This window comes from Halomonas sp. H33-56 (assembly GCF_040147035.1).
GTDB classification, from domain to species: domain Bacteria; phylum Pseudomonadota; class Gammaproteobacteria; order Pseudomonadales; family Halomonadaceae; genus Halomonas; species Halomonas litopenaei.
Genome location: NZ_JAMSHP010000001.1, coordinates 3,276,268 through 3,291,544, shown reverse-complemented (window position 1 = coordinate 3,291,544; position 15,277 = coordinate 3,276,268). Strand labels below are relative to the sequence as shown.

Below are 15,277 nucleotides of genomic sequence, written 5' to 3'. Positions count from 1 at the left end.
CGGGTGATATGGCCAGGGGCCCGGTGTGGCGGCCCCTGGCGAGTTCACCCATAGCCCAGAGATCAGCCTTCGAAGTTCCAGGTCAGGCGGGCGTTGATGCGACCCTCGCGGCTATCGGTCTCGAGGTCACGATCGCCGATGGGCTCGGCGTACTCCAGGGTGAGGCCGTACAGACGTCCTTTGCCCAGACTGACGCCGGCCGCCGCCGAGGCCAGGTGGCTATCCGCGTCGCGCTCCTGAAACTCGGTGCGGGCACCATCCAGCACCAGGTAGGGCTCGACGCGCGAAAGCCAGGCGCTATTCACAGGCTGCAGATAGCGTAGTTCCAGCGCCCCGGCGAAACCGTAGTCGCCCTCAGCTTGGCCGGCGTCATAGCCGCGACCGAAGCGTTGGCCACCGTAGTTGCCGCGCTCGGGTTCCGGCAGCGCATCGTCGGAGTAGAAACCATTGGCGCTGGCGGTAAGGCGCCAGTGATCGCCATACAGGCGTCTGTACTGGGCGTCCAGCTGCCAGCGGGTGAAGTGTAGATCTCCGTTGTCGGCAAGCGGTGTACCGTTGAGCCGGCGCTGCTGCTCGTTGGCCCCCAGATCCATGCCCTGGCGCAGGGCCAGCGAGGCCAGCCAGAACTGACGTCCACGCTGGGTGCGATAGTTCAGGTCCAGATCGGCGGCCGAATACTCGGATTCCTCGACCAGTTGGTTGAGAGTCTGTTCCTCGAAGCTGAGTGATGTGGTCTTGGTCTCGTCGTGGTGACGCAAGGCGCCGCCCAGGGTCAGGCTCGAGGAACGTGACAGCAGCAAGGGGTAGGACAGCCCCAGGCGATAGCGTCTGCGGTCGGTATCCTGATCCTGGCGCAGATCGAAGCGCTGTCCGTCGAGCAGGTAGATCAGATTCTCCTCGTCCTCACCGTCATAGCTGTCGGCGGAGGCGGTCAGGGTCAGGCCGTCGTTGCCGATATCGGTACGATAGTCCAACGCGTAGAGCTCGTTGTCGTTGTCGATGGGCCACAGCCAGGAGAAGCCCAGGCTGTCGCCCCAGGTAGTCAGGCTCTGGGTCGAGACCCTGTTGATGAAGACGGCGTCCTGCTCATCGCCGCCGCTGAGGTTGCCCGAATAGTCAAAATGATCGATACGACGTTCTTCGACACGCAGGGTAGTGGCGCCGCTGGGGGTGCGCGGCACCGGTGCCTTCAAGGTCAGGCTGGCACCGGGAATTCGCTCGATCAGCCCGCTGACACGCTCAAAGGTGCTGCGCGTCAGAGGGCGTTCTTCCAGCAATGGCTGGACCAGTTTCTCCACCCGGCCCGCCACGGGGTCATCGTCCACCACGATCTCGGTACGGGCGATATGCCCCTCCACCAGTACGATGCGCACGTTGCCGTCACGAAAGTTGTTGGTTGGCAGGTAGGCGAAGGACAGCGGATAGCCGCCATCCTGGTAGGCGTCGGTGATCGCCTGGACTTCGGCCTCGATGGCCTCTCGGCTCACACTCTGCCCGATCATGGCCTGAAGTCCCTGACTCAGTTCGGCCAGATCCAGCACGCTGTCGCCGATGAAGCGCACGTGACGCACGGTGACGCGGGCAGGGATGCCGGCGCTGGCGTCGCTGGGCAGGTCAACCTCGGTTTCCACGCTGCGCTGTTGTGGCGCCAGCCGGCGATTTTCGATGATGTCGTCGACGGTCTCCAGCGTCTGCTGGGCCTGGAGGGGGGACACGGCCAGCAGGCTGCCGGCGGCCATCACTAGTGGAAGGGGACTGTATCGCGAACGTGGCGGGGTAGGCGGCTTGGTGTAGGGCGTTGGTTGCGGCGTAGTGCTTGGCATAGGCTTCCTTGTCGATCCCTGGTAGAGGCCCCTCAAGGGGGCTCGAATATTGTTATGAACAGCGTCTGGACTGGTGTTGGGTTTGACCTCAAGAAAAGGCCCGATACCCGCGGGGGTATCGGGCCTGCGTCTGGCATGGCTGGTCAGGCGAGATCAGTTTCTGCCCAGCAGTCCTCCCAGAACGTTGCTGACCAGGCCGTCATTGCTGCTGGAGTCGTTACTGCTGCCGTCCTGGCTGCTACCCATGTCACCGGTAAGCTTCTCGGTCACGCCACCGACGGCGTCCAGGGTGCCGCCGACCAGGCCACCGCCGCTGTCGCTGTCGCCACCGCCGAGGGTGCTGGTCAGGGTGTCGGAGACGCCAGAGACCAGGCCGCCGCCACTGTCGCCACCGAGGGTGTCGCCAAGCCCTGCGGTCAAGCCGCTGCCGCCGCCCAGCGTATCGTTGAGTCCGGCGATGAGGTTGCTGTCACCACCAAGCTGGTCGCCAAGCCCTGCCTCGAGTCCGCCCCCGAGGCCGCCTTGCTGGCTTCCTCCGAGGTCCGAGAGCAGAGCCCCTTGGCCCAGCAGTCCGGCAGATTCCAGTTGACTGAGTCCCTGACCATCGAGGCGTGAAAGCAGTCGAGCCTCATCACCGCCCAGCAGTCTGCCGGTGTTGGCGGCGATGCCTCCGACACCACTGACAGCACCACCCACGCCAGCGGCGAGGTCATTGCCCTGGCCCAGGCGGCCACCCAGTCCATCTACCGCTACGCCGGCCTGGATCAGCACGTTGCCTACCTCGGGGCCGACCACCAGGGCCTGGCTGAGCTGGGTAACGCCGCTATCCGTCTGGATGACAACGGGGCGCAATACCGCCGACACTTCGCGGGTCAGGCCACCAAGGTGCGAGCCATCGTCGTTGAAGTTCAGGGTCAGCACGTTACCGGCCTGGGTCACGCCGCCACCAAGGGCCGCGACGCTGCTGCCGAGCTGGGTGATGGCGCCGCTGCGGTTGTCGAGCTGCATGACCAGGGGGAGCTGGTTCAGGTTGCCGACGGTGGCGCCGAGGCTGGATACCACCTCTCCGGTTTCGGAGACCGCTACACCGCCGTCGGCCAAGGTGGTTCCCACAGCGTTGGGGTTATTCGAGAAGTTGCCCAGACCATTGTCGAGTCCGTTGCTGAGCCCGGATACGGCTTGGCCGCCATTGCTGATGACATTGCCCAGCCCGTCGGTGACGAAATCTCCACGTCCTCCCAGACTTTGTTGCGAAATGCCATCGCCCAGGGCGGTGACCGCGTCTCCAGCACCGGCGCCGGTCTGTCCTGCGCTGGCGACGGTGCGCTCCAGGTCGGTGCGGCCGTCTTCAGGCGCGCTGGTATCGCCATCGAGCAGTCCGCCGAGGCCGCCGCCTGAGCCATTGTCGCCTTCACCCCCGCCGAGCAGCTCGCCGGTCGCGATGACGATATTACCGCTGCCGGTCACGCTATCGCCGGCGCCGCCAAGCAGAGAGTAGCGTTCACCGATACGCTGACCGAGGTCGGCCAGGGTGCCACCGGTGCGTAGCAGCAGGTTGCCGGCCTGGGCCGGCAACACCAGCGCTTGACCGACGCGTGTGACCTTGCCGTCGGTGCCCAGCAGCACAGGACGAAGGGCAACACCAAGCTTGGTAGTGGTGGCCCCGAGCACCTCGCTGGAATCCTCGAAATTAACGCTGAGTGCGTCGCCTGCGCGCTCCACCTTGCCGCCGAGCCCATTGACGGTGGTACCGAGCTTGGTCACCAGTCCTGTTCGGGCGTCGAGTTCCATCACTACGGGCAGTTCGCCCAGGCCGGCAACGGTGTCTCCTGTCGCCGAAACTGCCTGTCCAAGCTCGCCGACACCGTTGGTCACGCCTGCGGCGGTGGTGCCCAGATAGTTGTCATTGGTACTGAGGCTGCCGACACCATCGCGTATGCCGCTCGAGATGTCGCCGACCGCATCGCCCGTTTCGGAGACGATCGTACCTGCAGGTTCGGTGACGCTGGCCAATTGAGGGACGGCGCTCTGCTGGGAGATGCCGTTCCCGATGTCAGTAAGCGTGGTGTCTACACCGTCGCTGGTATCGGCTGTCGCCAGGAATACACCTTCCAGCGATGAGCGGGCAATGCCATCGCCGCCATCGCCGCCGTCGGATCCATCACCATCGCCGCCATCGCCACCGGAGCCATCACCACCGGAGCCATCGCCACCGGAGCCGCCATCGCCACCTGAGCCGCCATCGCCACCGGCGCCACCGGAGCCATCGTCGCCACCGCTGGTAATCGGGTCCTGGCTGTTACTGGCCAGGGTGCGAGAGTTGCTGGAATCACCAGAGCAGGCGGTCAGGGTCGCCATCGCGCTGGCGAGAGCAATAACGAGTAGTTTTCGTTGCAAAGTCATTGGTTTATACCTCACCTAGTCCGGATGTAATGGTTATCTTGGTGGAAAGGCAATGAAGCCAGTATGGGCTTTCTAAAACTCTTGTAGTTGAATATTTAGCGTAGATGCATCTTTACGCATGATTCCTTTTTATTAGCTTTTTATGGGTTTTAATTGGTGTTTAAGTGTTATCAAACGTAATGAAAGGTGTTATGAAGTGATTGTGCTGAAGGTTGTTTTGAAAAGGGCGGGGCGCTCGGGCGTACACTGAACTAGCACCGTGCTAGGCTCATGTAGCAGCAAGGAGAGGTGATGATGAGCCCTTGGCGTTTTGTAGTAATGTTGGTCGCAGGAGCCTTGGTTGCCGGGGTGCTGGCGGCCTGTGATGGAGATTCAACAGTGAGTCACCCTTCGGAGCCGAGCGGTGAGCGAGACATCGCGTCCGGTTCTGTCGAAAGGGTGACGTCCCGAGCTGATGAACCTGAACCTGAACCGATGACGGTAGCGGCGCTGGACGAGCCGGTGACGGTGTCGCTGGATATCCGGCTGGCGTCGGATCGGCGAATGCATGTGGCGGCCACGACCAACTTGCCGGAAGGCACTAAAGTCCAGCTTCGAGTGGTGCGCGAGGCCAGCAATGTGCGTTGGCAGTCACGCACTGAGGTGCGTGAGGGCAGTGTGGCAGCCGGGCCCTACGGTCCCGGTAGCGGGTTGCCCGATGGCTACTATCGTATCGAACTGGTCACCGCGCCTGCTGACGTGCAGCCCGCCGAGGTCAAGGCGCGGATCGGGCCGAGCGGCGAGCACCTTGATGGGCCGCTGGTTGCCACGTCGGAGCATGGACTGGGCAAGATCATCAAGGCTAGCCAGCGGTTTCTGGTAGGGCAGGAAGTGCGACGAACGCTGGACGATGTCGAAGTGCAGCAAAGCCCGTGAATCAACCCTTGAAAGCAGCCCTTGATAAGTGTCCTTAAGACGCGAACGCAGCAGGAAGTTGTTACAGACCGCCCGTGGAAGTCGCTTTTGGAAATCGTTTTTGGAAATCGTTCCGGAAACGTGTTCTTGAGAAGTGTTCCTGGCAAAGTTCTTGCGAAAAGTTCTTGAGAAGATGTATCTGAAAAGGCTTTGAGAAGTGTTCTCGGAAAACATGCTTGAGAAAAGTTCTTGGGAAAAGTTCTTGGGAAGAGTTCTCGGGGCAACGTTCTTGAGAAGAGTTCTGGAGAAGTGTTCCAGAAAAGCGTCCTGGAAGATGGCTGGAAGCGGACGTCATGCGTCGAACGCGCCTGGACGCCATCGCCGACTTATAAGTAAGAGGGATAAACGGCGCCAGGGATAAGAAGCTCAAGAGATAAGAAACGCAAGTGATAAGAAGGGCAGAGGATAAGAAGGGCAAGGCACAGAGAGCGGTGGCGACAAGACTGCCGGGCAGGGCAGAGGCGGCAAGGGACGGTCAGGCCGGAGTGACCGACCTGCCCCGTCGGGCTCGCTCTCGGGGCTTGGGCGCCTGGTTGGATGATCTGGGTAGGCGAGAGATGAAACGTCAGGCCCGGCCGACTGCTTTTGGTTTCATCTCTGCTTTTCGTCTCACCTCAGGTCGCTGACTCGCTACGCCATAGCGCTACCACCTTGGCCTTGAGTCGCATGCCGCTGTGATAAGGCATGGTGGTGGTCTGGCCCTGGCGCTGAAAGGTCAGTTGCCCGTTGTTGTCCTGTGCGACCCGGCGCAGGTACAGGGTATCTTCCTCCGCCACAAGATAGAGTCCCGGCTGCCGGAATATCTCGGTCGGAGCCACGGCGGCCAGATCCAGCGGTCCCAGAAAATCGAAGTGCTCATCCGGTGCTGGCGTCACCAGGTGGCAGTCACCGTCCCAACGCTGCTCCGGGATCAGCTCCAGTGGCAGATCGATCCCCTTGTGGGCGACTTCCTGCCAGGGCAGCGGCAGGGTCGATCTCAGGTAGAGGGGAGATGGTCGGCTCGGTTCTCCTTCCAGCAGGTGTGCCAGGGGGCAGTTAAGGGCCTGTGACAGTGCCACCAGGCGTTCATGCCCGATCTGCTTGATGGTGCCGGACTCCCAGTAGGAAATGGTGACGTCAGAGACCCCGACCTGGCGAGCCAGCGCCGCCTTGTTCAAGCCGGCTGCCAACCTCAAAGATTTGATGCGCGGACCCAGCGCGTCCATGGAACCTTCCTGTCGACACATAAAGAGAATTTAGAATACTCATTCATAAGCACCTCTTGTGCAATATCAGGCGTCAACGATATTCGACGGTTCCTATGCCGCACTACCAGGTGATCGGCTCGTTGGCCCAGTCGAAGAAGCCGCCGCTGTCGTCGGGGCCACGCTGCTGCACCATGGTCATCAGTCGGTCGGCGACAAAGTCGGCGGTGAATAGCTTGTGCTCAGGGACTCGGGCCTGAAAGGGGCGTGACAGCAAGCTGTCGGTGGTACCCGGGTGGAAGCTCAGCACGCAGGACTGGGGATTCAATCGCTTGAGTTCGATGGCAGCGGTTTTCATCAGCATGTTGTGGGCGGCCTTGCTGGCGCGGTAGGCGTACCAGCCGCCCAGGCCGTTATCGCCGATCGAGCCGACCCGTGCCGATAGGCTGACCACGGTGGTGGGATGGGAGCCCTTGAGGTGGGGAAGCAGCGTCTGGAGCATCAAGGCCGGCGTGGCGGCGTTGACCTGAAAAAGGGTCGTCAGGGCGGCTTCGTCGAGGTCCTCCAGGCGTTTCTCGGGCTGAATGTTGCTTGCTTCGTCGTGCAACAGGCCAATGGCGTTGACCACAAGGTGAAGAGGAACGGCTTGGCCAGCAGGGCCGTGAAGGGCTCGACCCAGGTCAGCCCGGCCCTGTGCAGTGGTGACATCGCCTTCGATCGCTTCCAGGCGAGAAGAGGAGGCCTGAAAGGAGGTTCGGCTGACGACGGTCGCCTGCCCCAGCCGTGGGTCGGCGAGCAGTCGATCGACGACGGCGCGACCTATGCCTCCATTGCCGCCGATGACGAGGGCGCGATAGCCGTCGGGAAGTCTGTCCATGTCGCTCTCCTGGCCTGGGTGGGGTGGCAACCTGTTCGAGTCCCGCACGGGGTGACGATTTCAGAGTTTCGCGAATCCCGCCGGGTCCTGCGCAATTGCTTCGTCGGTGCGTATAATGCGCCCACGCCGCCAGCTTGGCTTCAACGACTTCAGGATGCAGGACGTTATGACTGTTCGCACGCGTATCGCCCCGTCGCCCACCGGGGACCCCCACGTAGGAACCGCCTACATTGCCTTGTTCAACCTGTGCTTTGCTCGACAGCATGGGGGAGAGTTCATCCTTCGCATCGAGGACACCGATCGTGTTCGTTCCACCGCCGAGTCGGAGCAGATGATCCTCGATTCGTTGCGCTGGTTGGGGCTCGAATGGGACGAAGGACCCGATGTAGGCGGCCCGCATGGTCCGTATCGTCAGAGCGAGCGAGGAGACATCTATGCCGAGCACGCCCAGCGATTGATCGATGCCGGCCATGCCTTCAAGTGTTACCGCACCAGCGAGGAGCTCGACGAGCTGCGTGAGGCGCGCAAGGCCCAGGGGCTGCACCTGGCGCTGAAGCCGGCCGATCTGGCGCTTGATCCCGATGAACAGGCCCGTCGCGAGCAAGAGGGCATGCCCTATGTGGTGCGCATGCAGGTGCCGGAAAGCGGCCCCTGCGTCGTTCAGGACATGCTGCGTGGCGCCATCGAGGTGGACTGGGCCCAGGTGGATGCGCAGATCCTGCTCAAGTCCGACGGCATGCCGACCTATCACCTGGCCAATGTGGTGGACGATCACCTGATGGGGATCACCCACGTGCTGCGTGGCGAGGAGTGGATCAATTCGGCGCCCAAGCACCAGTTGCTGTATGAGTACTTTGGCTGGGACATGCCTGAGCTGTGCCATATGCCGCTGCTGCGCAATCCCGACAAGTCCAAGCTGTCCAAGCGCAAGAACCCTACCTCGATCAACTATTATCGGCGTATGGGATTCCTGCCCCAGGCGGTAACCAACTATCTCGGACGCATGGGCTGGTCCATGCCGGACGAACGAGAGAAGTTCTCCCTCGCCGAGATGATGGAAAACTTCGACATTCAGCGGGTATCGCTGGGTGGCCCGGTGTTCGATCTCGAGAAGCTGACCTGGCTCAACGGTGTCTACCTGCGCGAGGACCTGGACGACCGCGCCTTTCTCCAGGCCTTGATGACCTGGGCCTTCAATGAAGACTATGTGGCGCAGATCCTGCCCCAGGTGCGCACGCGGGTCGATACCTTGTCCGACGTGGCGCCTCTGGCGGGGCACTTCTTCTCCGGGCTGCCCGCCATCAGCGAAGCAAGCTTCGACGGGATCAACCTGGAGCGTGAAGATCTCGTCAAGCTGCTGCAGTTCCTGGTCTGGCGGCTCGAAGGTGTGTCCAGCTGGAACAAGGACGCGCTGCTGGCCGAGATCAAGCTGTTGGGCAGCCACTTCGATCTGAAGATGAAGGTACTGCTGGCACCGGTCTTTATCGCCATCACCGGCTCTTCGTCGAGCACCTCGGTGATGGACGCCATGGCGATTCTTGGCTCCGACATGACCCGCGCCCGCCTGCGTCACGCCATCGGCGTGCTGGGTGGCGTCTCCAAGAAGCAGGCCAAGCGCTTCGAGAAGGAATATCGCGAGTTGCCGGCGGAATAGTGACAAGTGATGGCGGTGGGGGAGAGGCGTTATTGCGAGCCCCCATCGCCATGGCGCTTGATACGTTTAGCTCCCCCGCGCCCGCCTGCGTCACGCCATCGGCGTGCTGGGTGGCGTCTCCAGGAGGCAGGCCAAGCGCTTCGAGAAGGCGCGCCGCGAGCTGACCTGAGAAAAAGCGCGAGCTGCCGGCGGCATGATGAAAAAGATGGGGAGGCCTGCTGGCACCCCATCACCTTGGCATCGCCATGGCCGGGACACCGAAAAATTTTGGCGCTTCCGGGGTTGACCAAATCTTATGATATCCGTAAGATACGTCTCGTCTTCACGAGATGGGGCCTTAGCTCAGCTGGGAGAGCGCGACACTGGCAGTGTCGAGGTCAGCGGTTCGATCCCGCTAGGCTCCACCAATCTCGTTTCAGGCTGCGTCCCATTCGTCTAGTGGTCCAGGACACCGCCCTTTCACGGCGGGAACAGGGGTTCGAACCCCCTATGGGACGCCACTTCCTGTGCGTAGCGTCTGCTCCGCATGGATTCATGCTTTCGCATGAATCGTTGTGAACTCCGTGGTCTCTCCTCTTGTTATCACCATTCGCTTTGTGAGCTCTTCGTGATTTGCACGAAGCCTCAGTTTGCTTGTGGATGGTTTGCAAAAACTGTCTTGTACGGCTTGACAGAACCTTCCTCTTGTCCACCAGTGACGCATTTTTCCCCCGGTCAGCCTCTGCTACGGGGATAACGCCCGTGGTTGCGCGATTTATATTTTTTCCTTTCAAAATCAACGTGTTGCGACAGGTTAAAAATTAACCAATCTAAGTCCAATGCCCAGTTCATGGCGATTCGAGGGCGGTTTCGATAGGTTGTGAACAGGGTTATCCACAGAAAGTGTGGAAAACGCTGGGCGGGGTGAAAGGGGCTTGAGAAGAGAGGGGGATGTTGGCCCATGAGCGCATGCCGGCGGCGCGGGAAGGTCGGGCCAGCAGGAGGGCGCTGGCCCGGCAGGTATGGAAAATGTCAGTCCTTGCTGTCAGACCTTTCGCGCAGGCGTCGCAGCAATGAGGACGTGTCCCAGCGCCCACCCCCCATTGCCTGCACGTCGGCGTAGAACTGGTCCACCAGGGCGGTCACCGGCAGGCGAGCCTCCAGCTGACGCGCCTGGTTCAGACAGATATCCAGATCCTTGCGCATCCAGTTGACGGCGAAGCCATGCTCGTATTCGTCACGGATCATGGTCGCGTGACGGTTCTCCATCTGCCACGATCCGGCGGCTCCCTGGCTGATGACCTCGACCACCCGCTCCTGATCGAGACCCGCTTGCTCGGCGAAATGAAGGCCTTCAGCGAGGCCCTGGACAAGGCCCGCGATGCAGATCTGGTTGACCATCTTGGTCAGCTGTCCGGCGCCGACGCCGCCCATCAAGGTTACGGCTCTGCCATAGTGCTCGAGTACCGGCCTTGCCCTGGAGAAGTGCTCCTCCTGGCCGCCGCACATGATGGTCAGGGCGCCGTTCTCTGCTCCTTGCTGGCCGCCGGAGACCGGCGCATCGATGAAGCCCACATCCTGCTTCTGGCAGGCCTGGTCGAGCTCCTCGGCGAGGCTCGAGGAGGCGGTGGTATGGTCCACCAGGATGGCGCCCTGGGAGAGCGTCGACAGTACCCCGTCGGGCCCGGTGGTGACCTCGCGAACGTCGTCGTCATTGCCCACGCACACCAGTACCAGATCGGCGCCGCTGGCGGCCTCGGCGGGTGTCGCATGATGGCTGCCGTCGAAGCGCTCGCACCACTGTTCGGCCTTGCTTCGGGTGCGATTGTAGACCCGTACCGTCAGTCCGGCTTCGGCGAGATGGCCTGCCATGGGGTAGCCCATGACCCCAAGGCCGATAAAGGCGACGGTGGAGATGTCTTGACTCATGAAAACGCTCCTTTGTTGTTTCGCTAGAGGGGGTCAGCATAGCGCCGGTAGGCGTGTCCGTTCATCCGTTGGGCAAAAAAGTTGAACAAAAAAAGGGCCGCCCCGGAGGGCGGCCCTTTTCATGGTAATGCGACGCGGGATGGTGCGTCTTCTGGCGTGGCGGCGATTCCCTTGCATGGGGCAGCGGGCGCCACGCGAATTACCTGGTCGGCGAATTACTTGGACGGGTAGTCGCGCTTGGGATGCCCGGTGTAGAGCTGGCGCGGACGACCGATCTTGTAGCTTTCGCTGATCATCTCGTTCCAGTGCGAGATCCAGCCGATGGTACGGGATACCGCGAAGATGACCGTGAACATGTTGGTCGGGATGCCCATCGCCTTGAGGATGATGCCGGAATAGAAGTCGACATTCGGGTAGAGCTTGCGCTCGACGAAGTACTCGTCTTCCAGGGCGATCTGCTCCAGGCGCTTGGCGATCTTGAGTTGCGGATCGTCGGCCTTGCCCAGTTCTTCCAGGACCTCGTCGCAGGTCTCTTTCATGACCTTGGCGCGCGGGTCGAAGTTGCGATAGACGCGGTGACCGAAGCCCATCAGCTTGAACGGGTCATCCTTGTCCTTGGCCTTGTCGATGAAGCGCTGGATGTTCTCTTCGGAGTCGTCGCCGATCTCGTCGAGCATGTTGAGCACTGCTTCGTTGGCGCCACCGTGGGCTGGACCCCACAGAGCCGCGATGCCGGCGCTGATGCAGGCAAACGGGTTGGCGCCGGTGGAGCCTGCCAGACGCACCGTGGAGGTGGAAGCGTTCTGCTCGTGGTCCGCGTGCAGCATGAAGATGCGGTCCATGGCCTTGGCGTAGACCGGATTGATCTCGTAAGGCTCGCACGGATTGCTGAACATCATGTAGAGGAAGTTCTCTGCATAGTTCAGGTCGTTGCGCGGGTAGTTGAAAGGCTGGCCGATGTTGTACTTGTAGGACATGGCCGCGATGGTCGGCATCTTGGCGATCAGGCGAATGGCGCTGATCTCGCGGTCCTGCGCCTGGGTGATGTCTAGGTGGTCATGGTAGAAGGCTGCCAGGCCGCCGATCACGCCGCACATGATCGACATGGGGTGGGCGTCGCGGCGAAAGCCCTTGAAGAAGTTGGCGATCTGCTCGTGGACCATGGTGTGGTTGCGCACCCGGTGCTCGAAGTCCTTGTACTGCTCTTCGTCCGGCAGTTCACCGAACAGCAGGGTGTAGCAGAGCTCGACGAAGTTGGAATGCTTGGCCAGTTGCTCGATCGGGTAGCCGCGATGCAGCAGCACGCCGTTGGCGCCATCGATGTAGGTGATGCCGGATTCGCAGGAAGAGGTGGCCAGGAAGCCGGGGTCGAAGGTAAAGAGGCCTTCCGCTCCGAGTCCGCGCACGTCAACGACGTCGGGGCCGAGGGTGCCTGAATGGACGGGAAGTTCGACAGGTTTCTCCAGACCATCCACCGTCAGGGTCGCTTTTCTCTCAGCCATGTCAGGCCTCCTTCGTGTTCGATATGGAGCGATACGTTGTCATTTCTCACTAACGTGCCGACGAATAGGGGGTCGCCCGGCAAAAAAGGTTCGCCCACTATAGAAGCGTTCAGGATATTGTCAATTCTCCCATTGAACGCTTGCTGTTGTACTATGCTCATTTAGCAGTATAGGTGTTGTACAGGTTATGATGCTTTGCATCATAGGCTGTCCTTTTGCAGTGCAGCAACTTGACGAAGTCGCATTTTTATGCAGCTTTGCCGCATTTTCCGACGAAGCGTTCGCCAAATTGCATGGTCATGCCATTTGTCATGGTGGGGGCATGTCCCTATAATTCAGGCCGCGACTGGCAGGAACAGGAGGTCGTGTCCAACTTGTCGCAGGTTGGGTCACGACAGCGCCCTTCCCAAAACCACCGCCCGCTCGGGCCTCTGGCCCGTATGTCGTAGAGTGGGCCAAGAGAGTGTGTAGAGAGCCGTGAATAGCAAACGACCCGTAAATCTGGATCTATCCACGATCCACTTCCCCCTTCCCGCCTTGACGTCGATTACCCACCGGGTCACTGGCGTCATTCTCTTCGTCGGTCTGATCTTCGGCTTCTGGGCGCTGGACGCCTCGTTGTCCTCGCCGGCCGGTTTCGACGCCGTACGTGATGCGCTGGCGCACAACTTCTTCGCCAAGCTGGTGGCCTGGGGACTGTTGTCCGCTCTGGCCTTCCACTTCGTCGCCGGCTGCAAGCACTTCATTATGGACGCCAACATCGGCGTGTCATTGGAAGGTGCGGTGAAAAAGGCGCAGATCACCATCGTGGCGAGCGTTGTCCTGATCATTCTGGCGGGAGTCTGGGTATGGTAACCAACATCACGAGCTTCAGCCGCAGCGGCCTGTCCGACTGGATCATCCAGCGCGCCAGTGCGGTTGTCATGGCGCTCTACACGGTCTTTCTGGTGGTCTATCTGCTGGCTCATCCGCAGCTCGACTATGCCACCTGGAGCGGTCTGTTCGAGCAGACCTGGATGCGAATCTTCTCGTTGCTGGCCTTCGTCTCGCTGGCCGCCCATGCCTGGGTGGGCCTGTGGACCGTGACCACCGACTACATCAAGCCGACCGCCATTCGTGTCGGCACCCAGTCCGTCATCATCATTGCCATCTTCGTGTTCCTGGTCTGGGGCATCCAAGTGCTGTGGGGAGCCTGATACATGTCAACCATGCGTAGTTTGACCTTTGACGCCATCATCATCGGTGGCGGTGGTGCCGGCCTTCGTGCGGCGCTGGAGCTGGCCAAGTCCGGCAAGAAGACCGCGGTGCTGTCCAAGGTCTTCCCGACGCGTTCGCACACCGTGTCCGCCCAGGGCGGCATTACCTGTGCCATCGCTTCCTCCGACCCCAACGACGACTGGCGCTGGCACATGTACGACACCGTCAAGGGCGGTGACTACATCACCGACCAGGACGCTGCGGAATACATGTGTTCCGAGGGGCCGAAGGCGGTGTTCGAACTCGAGCACATGGGCCTGCCGTTTTCCCGTTTCGACAATGGGCGGATCTATCAGCGCCCGTTCGGCGGTCAGTCCAAGAACTTTGGCGAAGGCGGCCAGGCGGCCCGTACCTGCGCCGCGGCCGACCGTACCGGACACGCTCTGCTGCACACGCTGTACCAGAACAATCTGAAAAATAACACCACCTTTCTCAATGAATGGTACGCCGTCGACCTGGTGAAGAACGCCAACGGTGACGTGGTCGGCTGTATCGCCATGGATATCGAGACCGGTGAAGTGGTGCACGTAAAGTCCAAGGCTACCGTGCTGGCCACCGGCGGTTCCGGTCGCATCTATGCCTCCACCACCAATGCCCTGATCAACACCGGTGACGGTATCGGCATGGCGCTGCGTGCCGGTGTGCCGATGCAGGACATGGAAATGTGGCAGTTCCACCCGACCGGTATCCACGGTGCCGGTGTGCTGGTGACAGAAGGTTGTCGCGGTGAAGGCGGCTACCTGGTCAACAAGGACGGCGAGCGCTTCATGGAGCGTTATGCGCCGAACGCCAAGGACCTCGCCGGCCGCGATGTGGTTGCGCGCTCCATGGTCATGGAAATCCTCGAAGGCCGTGGTTGCGGTGAAGACGGCGATCACGTCTTCCTCAAGCTCGACCATCTGGGCGAGGAGGTGCTGTCCAAGCGTCTGCCGGGCATCGTCGAGCTGGCCAAGACCTTCGCCCACGTGGATCCGGCCAAGGAGCCGATCCCGGTGGTGCCGACCTGCCACTACATGATGGGTGGTATCGCCACCAACGTGCATGGTCAGGCGATTGCCCAGGATGCCGACGGCAACGACCAGATCATCAATGGTCTCTACGCCTGTGGCGAGGCAGCTTGTGTCTCCGTGCACGGTGCCAACCGCCTGGGCGGCAACTCGCTGCTGGATCTGGTGGTGTTCGGGCGTGCCGCCGGCATGTACATCGAGAGCGCGCTCAATGAAGGCATCGAGTACCTGGATGCCCGCGAGTCCGACATCGAGACCGCGATGAAACGCATCACTCGCTGGAACGAGTCCGAAGGCGGCGAGAGCGTGCCTGAGCTCAAGCGCGAGCTGCAGAGCATCATGCAGAACTCCTTCGGCGTGTTCCGCGAAGAGAAGAACATGGTCGAGGGCGTCGAGAAGCTGGCCGAATTGCGTGGACGGATCGCCAACGCTCATCTGGCCGACAAGTCCCATGCGTTCAACACTGCCCGGGTCGAGGCTCTCGAGCTCGACAACCTGATGGAAGTGGCCGAGGCCACCGCCATCGCGGCACTGGAGCGCAAGGAGAGTCGCGGTGCGCACTCCCGCTACGACTATCCGGATCGTGACGACGCCAACTGGCTGAAGCACTCCATGTTCTTCCCCGGCGAGAAGCGGGTCGGCCAGCGCGATGTCAATTTCGCGCCGAAGACCGTCGACAAGTTCGAGCCGAAAATCCGTACCTATTAA

11 protein-coding genes and 2 tRNA genes are annotated in these 15,277 nt (G+C 61.3%); 7 read left to right on the top strand and 6 right to left on the bottom strand.

Annotation, left to right across the window (positions count from 1 at the left end; translation table 11 throughout):
- Positions 1–62: 62 nt before the first annotated feature.
- Both NFH98_RS14120 and NFH98_RS14115 read right to left on the bottom strand, forming a co-directional pair.
- Positions 63–1,823: a ShlB/FhaC/HecB family hemolysin secretion/activation protein gene (locus NFH98_RS14120; protein ID WP_124804185.1), complete on the bottom strand. Its 1,761-nt coding sequence runs from the start codon at positions 1,821–1,823 to the stop codon at positions 63–65.
- 153 nt (positions 1,824–1,976) lie between these two features.
- Positions 1,977–4,226 (bottom strand): collagen-like triple helix repeat-containing protein, encoded by a 2,250-nt coding sequence (locus tag NFH98_RS14115; protein ID WP_349622881.1) that lies wholly within the window; start codon positions 4,224–4,226, stop codon positions 1,977–1,979.
- Between the two features lie 378 nt (positions 4,227–4,604).
- Between NFH98_RS14115 and NFH98_RS14110 the strand changes: the two genes are divergently transcribed.
- On the top strand, positions 4,605–5,141 hold the full coding sequence (locus NFH98_RS14110) for a hypothetical protein (protein WP_348826841.1): 537 nt from the start codon (positions 4,605–4,607) through the stop codon (positions 5,139–5,141).
- A gap of 653 nt (positions 5,142–5,794) precedes the next feature.
- On the opposite strand, the gene NFH98_RS14105 is transcribed toward NFH98_RS14110, so the two are convergent.
- Complete coding sequence (locus NFH98_RS14105; protein WP_162816469.1) at positions 5,795–6,385, bottom strand: helix-turn-helix domain-containing protein; 591 nt, start codon at positions 6,383–6,385, stop codon at positions 5,795–5,797.
- 103 nt (positions 6,386–6,488) lie between these two features.
- On the bottom strand, positions 6,489–7,241 hold the full coding sequence (locus NFH98_RS14100) for an SDR family NAD(P)-dependent oxidoreductase (RefSeq protein ID WP_348826840.1): 753 nt from the start codon (positions 7,239–7,241) through the stop codon (positions 6,489–6,491).
- 166 nt (positions 7,242–7,407) lie between these two features.
- On the opposite strand from NFH98_RS14100, the gene gltX reads away from it, so the two are divergent.
- From gltX to NFH98_RS14085, 3 genes are all read left to right on the top strand, one after another.
- A complete protein-coding gene (gltX, locus tag NFH98_RS14095; RefSeq protein ID WP_045992955.1) occupies positions 7,408–8,895 on the top strand; it encodes a glutamate--tRNA ligase in 1,488 nt (495 codons plus the stop codon).
- Between the two features lie 331 nt (positions 8,896–9,226).
- A tRNA-Ala gene (locus NFH98_RS14090) sits at positions 9,227–9,302 on the top strand.
- A 17-nt stretch (positions 9,303–9,319) separates the two neighbouring features.
- Positions 9,320–9,395, top strand: a tRNA-Glu gene (locus NFH98_RS14085).
- A gap of 511 nt (positions 9,396–9,906) precedes the next feature.
- Here NFH98_RS14085 and NFH98_RS14080 read toward each other — a convergent pair.
- On the bottom strand, positions 9,907–10,803 hold the full coding sequence (locus NFH98_RS14080; RefSeq protein WP_348826839.1) for an NAD(P)-dependent oxidoreductase: 897 nt from the start codon (positions 10,801–10,803) through the stop codon (positions 9,907–9,909).
- Between the two features lie 215 nt (positions 10,804–11,018).
- On the bottom strand, positions 11,019–12,305 hold the full coding sequence (gene gltA / locus NFH98_RS14075; protein ID WP_222517158.1) for a citrate synthase: 1,287 nt from the start codon (positions 12,303–12,305) through the stop codon (positions 11,019–11,021).
- A 477-nt stretch (positions 12,306–12,782) separates the two neighbouring features.
- Here gltA and sdhC point away from each other — a divergent pair, with 477 nt between their 5' ends.
- The 3 genes from sdhC to sdhA are packed head-to-tail and all read left to right on the top strand — an operon-like array spanning position 12,783 to position 15,277.
- Positions 12,783–13,160: a succinate dehydrogenase, cytochrome b556 subunit gene (gene sdhC, locus NFH98_RS14070; RefSeq protein ID WP_045992952.1), complete on the top strand. Its 378-nt coding sequence runs from the start codon at positions 12,783–12,785 to the stop codon at positions 13,158–13,160.
- The gene (gene sdhD / locus NFH98_RS14065) at positions 13,154–13,501 is read left to right on the top strand and encodes a succinate dehydrogenase, hydrophobic membrane anchor protein (protein ID WP_045992951.1); all 348 of its coding nucleotides are present in this window, start codon (positions 13,154–13,156) and stop codon (positions 13,499–13,501) included. Before sdhC ends, sdhD begins: the two co-directional genes overlap by 7 nt.
- Before the next feature lie 3 nt (positions 13,502–13,504).
- Complete coding sequence (gene sdhA, locus NFH98_RS14060) at positions 13,505–15,277, top strand: succinate dehydrogenase flavoprotein subunit (protein ID WP_045992950.1); 1,773 nt, start codon at positions 13,505–13,507, stop codon at positions 15,275–15,277.

Bases quoted from the DNA above. Each gene is read 5' to 3' on its own strand.
- NFH98_RS14120 (WP_124804185.1), bottom strand. From the start codon at position 1,823: ATGCCAAGCACTACGCCGCAACCAACGCCCTACACCAAGCCGCCTACC.
- NFH98_RS14115 (WP_349622881.1), bottom strand. From the start codon at position 4,226: ATGACTTTGCAACGAAAACTACTCGTTATTGCTCTCGCCAGCGCGATG.
- NFH98_RS14105 (WP_162816469.1), bottom strand. From the start codon at position 6,385: ATGGACGCGCTGGGTCCGCGCATCAAATCTTTGAGGTTGGCAGCCGGC.
- NFH98_RS14100 (WP_348826840.1), bottom strand. From the start codon at position 7,241: ATGGACAGACTTCCCGACGGCTATCGCGCCCTCGTCATCGGCGGCAAT.
- gltX (WP_045992955.1), top strand. From the start codon at position 7,408: ATGACTGTTCGCACGCGTATCGCCCCGTCGCCCACCGGGGACCCCCAC.
- NFH98_RS14080 (WP_348826839.1), bottom strand. From the start codon at position 10,803: ATGAGTCAAGACATCTCCACCGTCGCCTTTATCGGCCTTGGGGTCATG.
- gltA (WP_222517158.1), bottom strand. From the start codon at position 12,305: ATGGCTGAGAGAAAAGCGACCCTGACGGTGGATGGTCTGGAGAAACCT.
- sdhD (WP_045992951.1), top strand. From the start codon at position 13,154: ATGGTAACCAACATCACGAGCTTCAGCCGCAGCGGCCTGTCCGACTGG.
- sdhA (WP_045992950.1), top strand. From the start codon at position 13,505: ATGTCAACCATGCGTAGTTTGACCTTTGACGCCATCATCATCGGTGGC.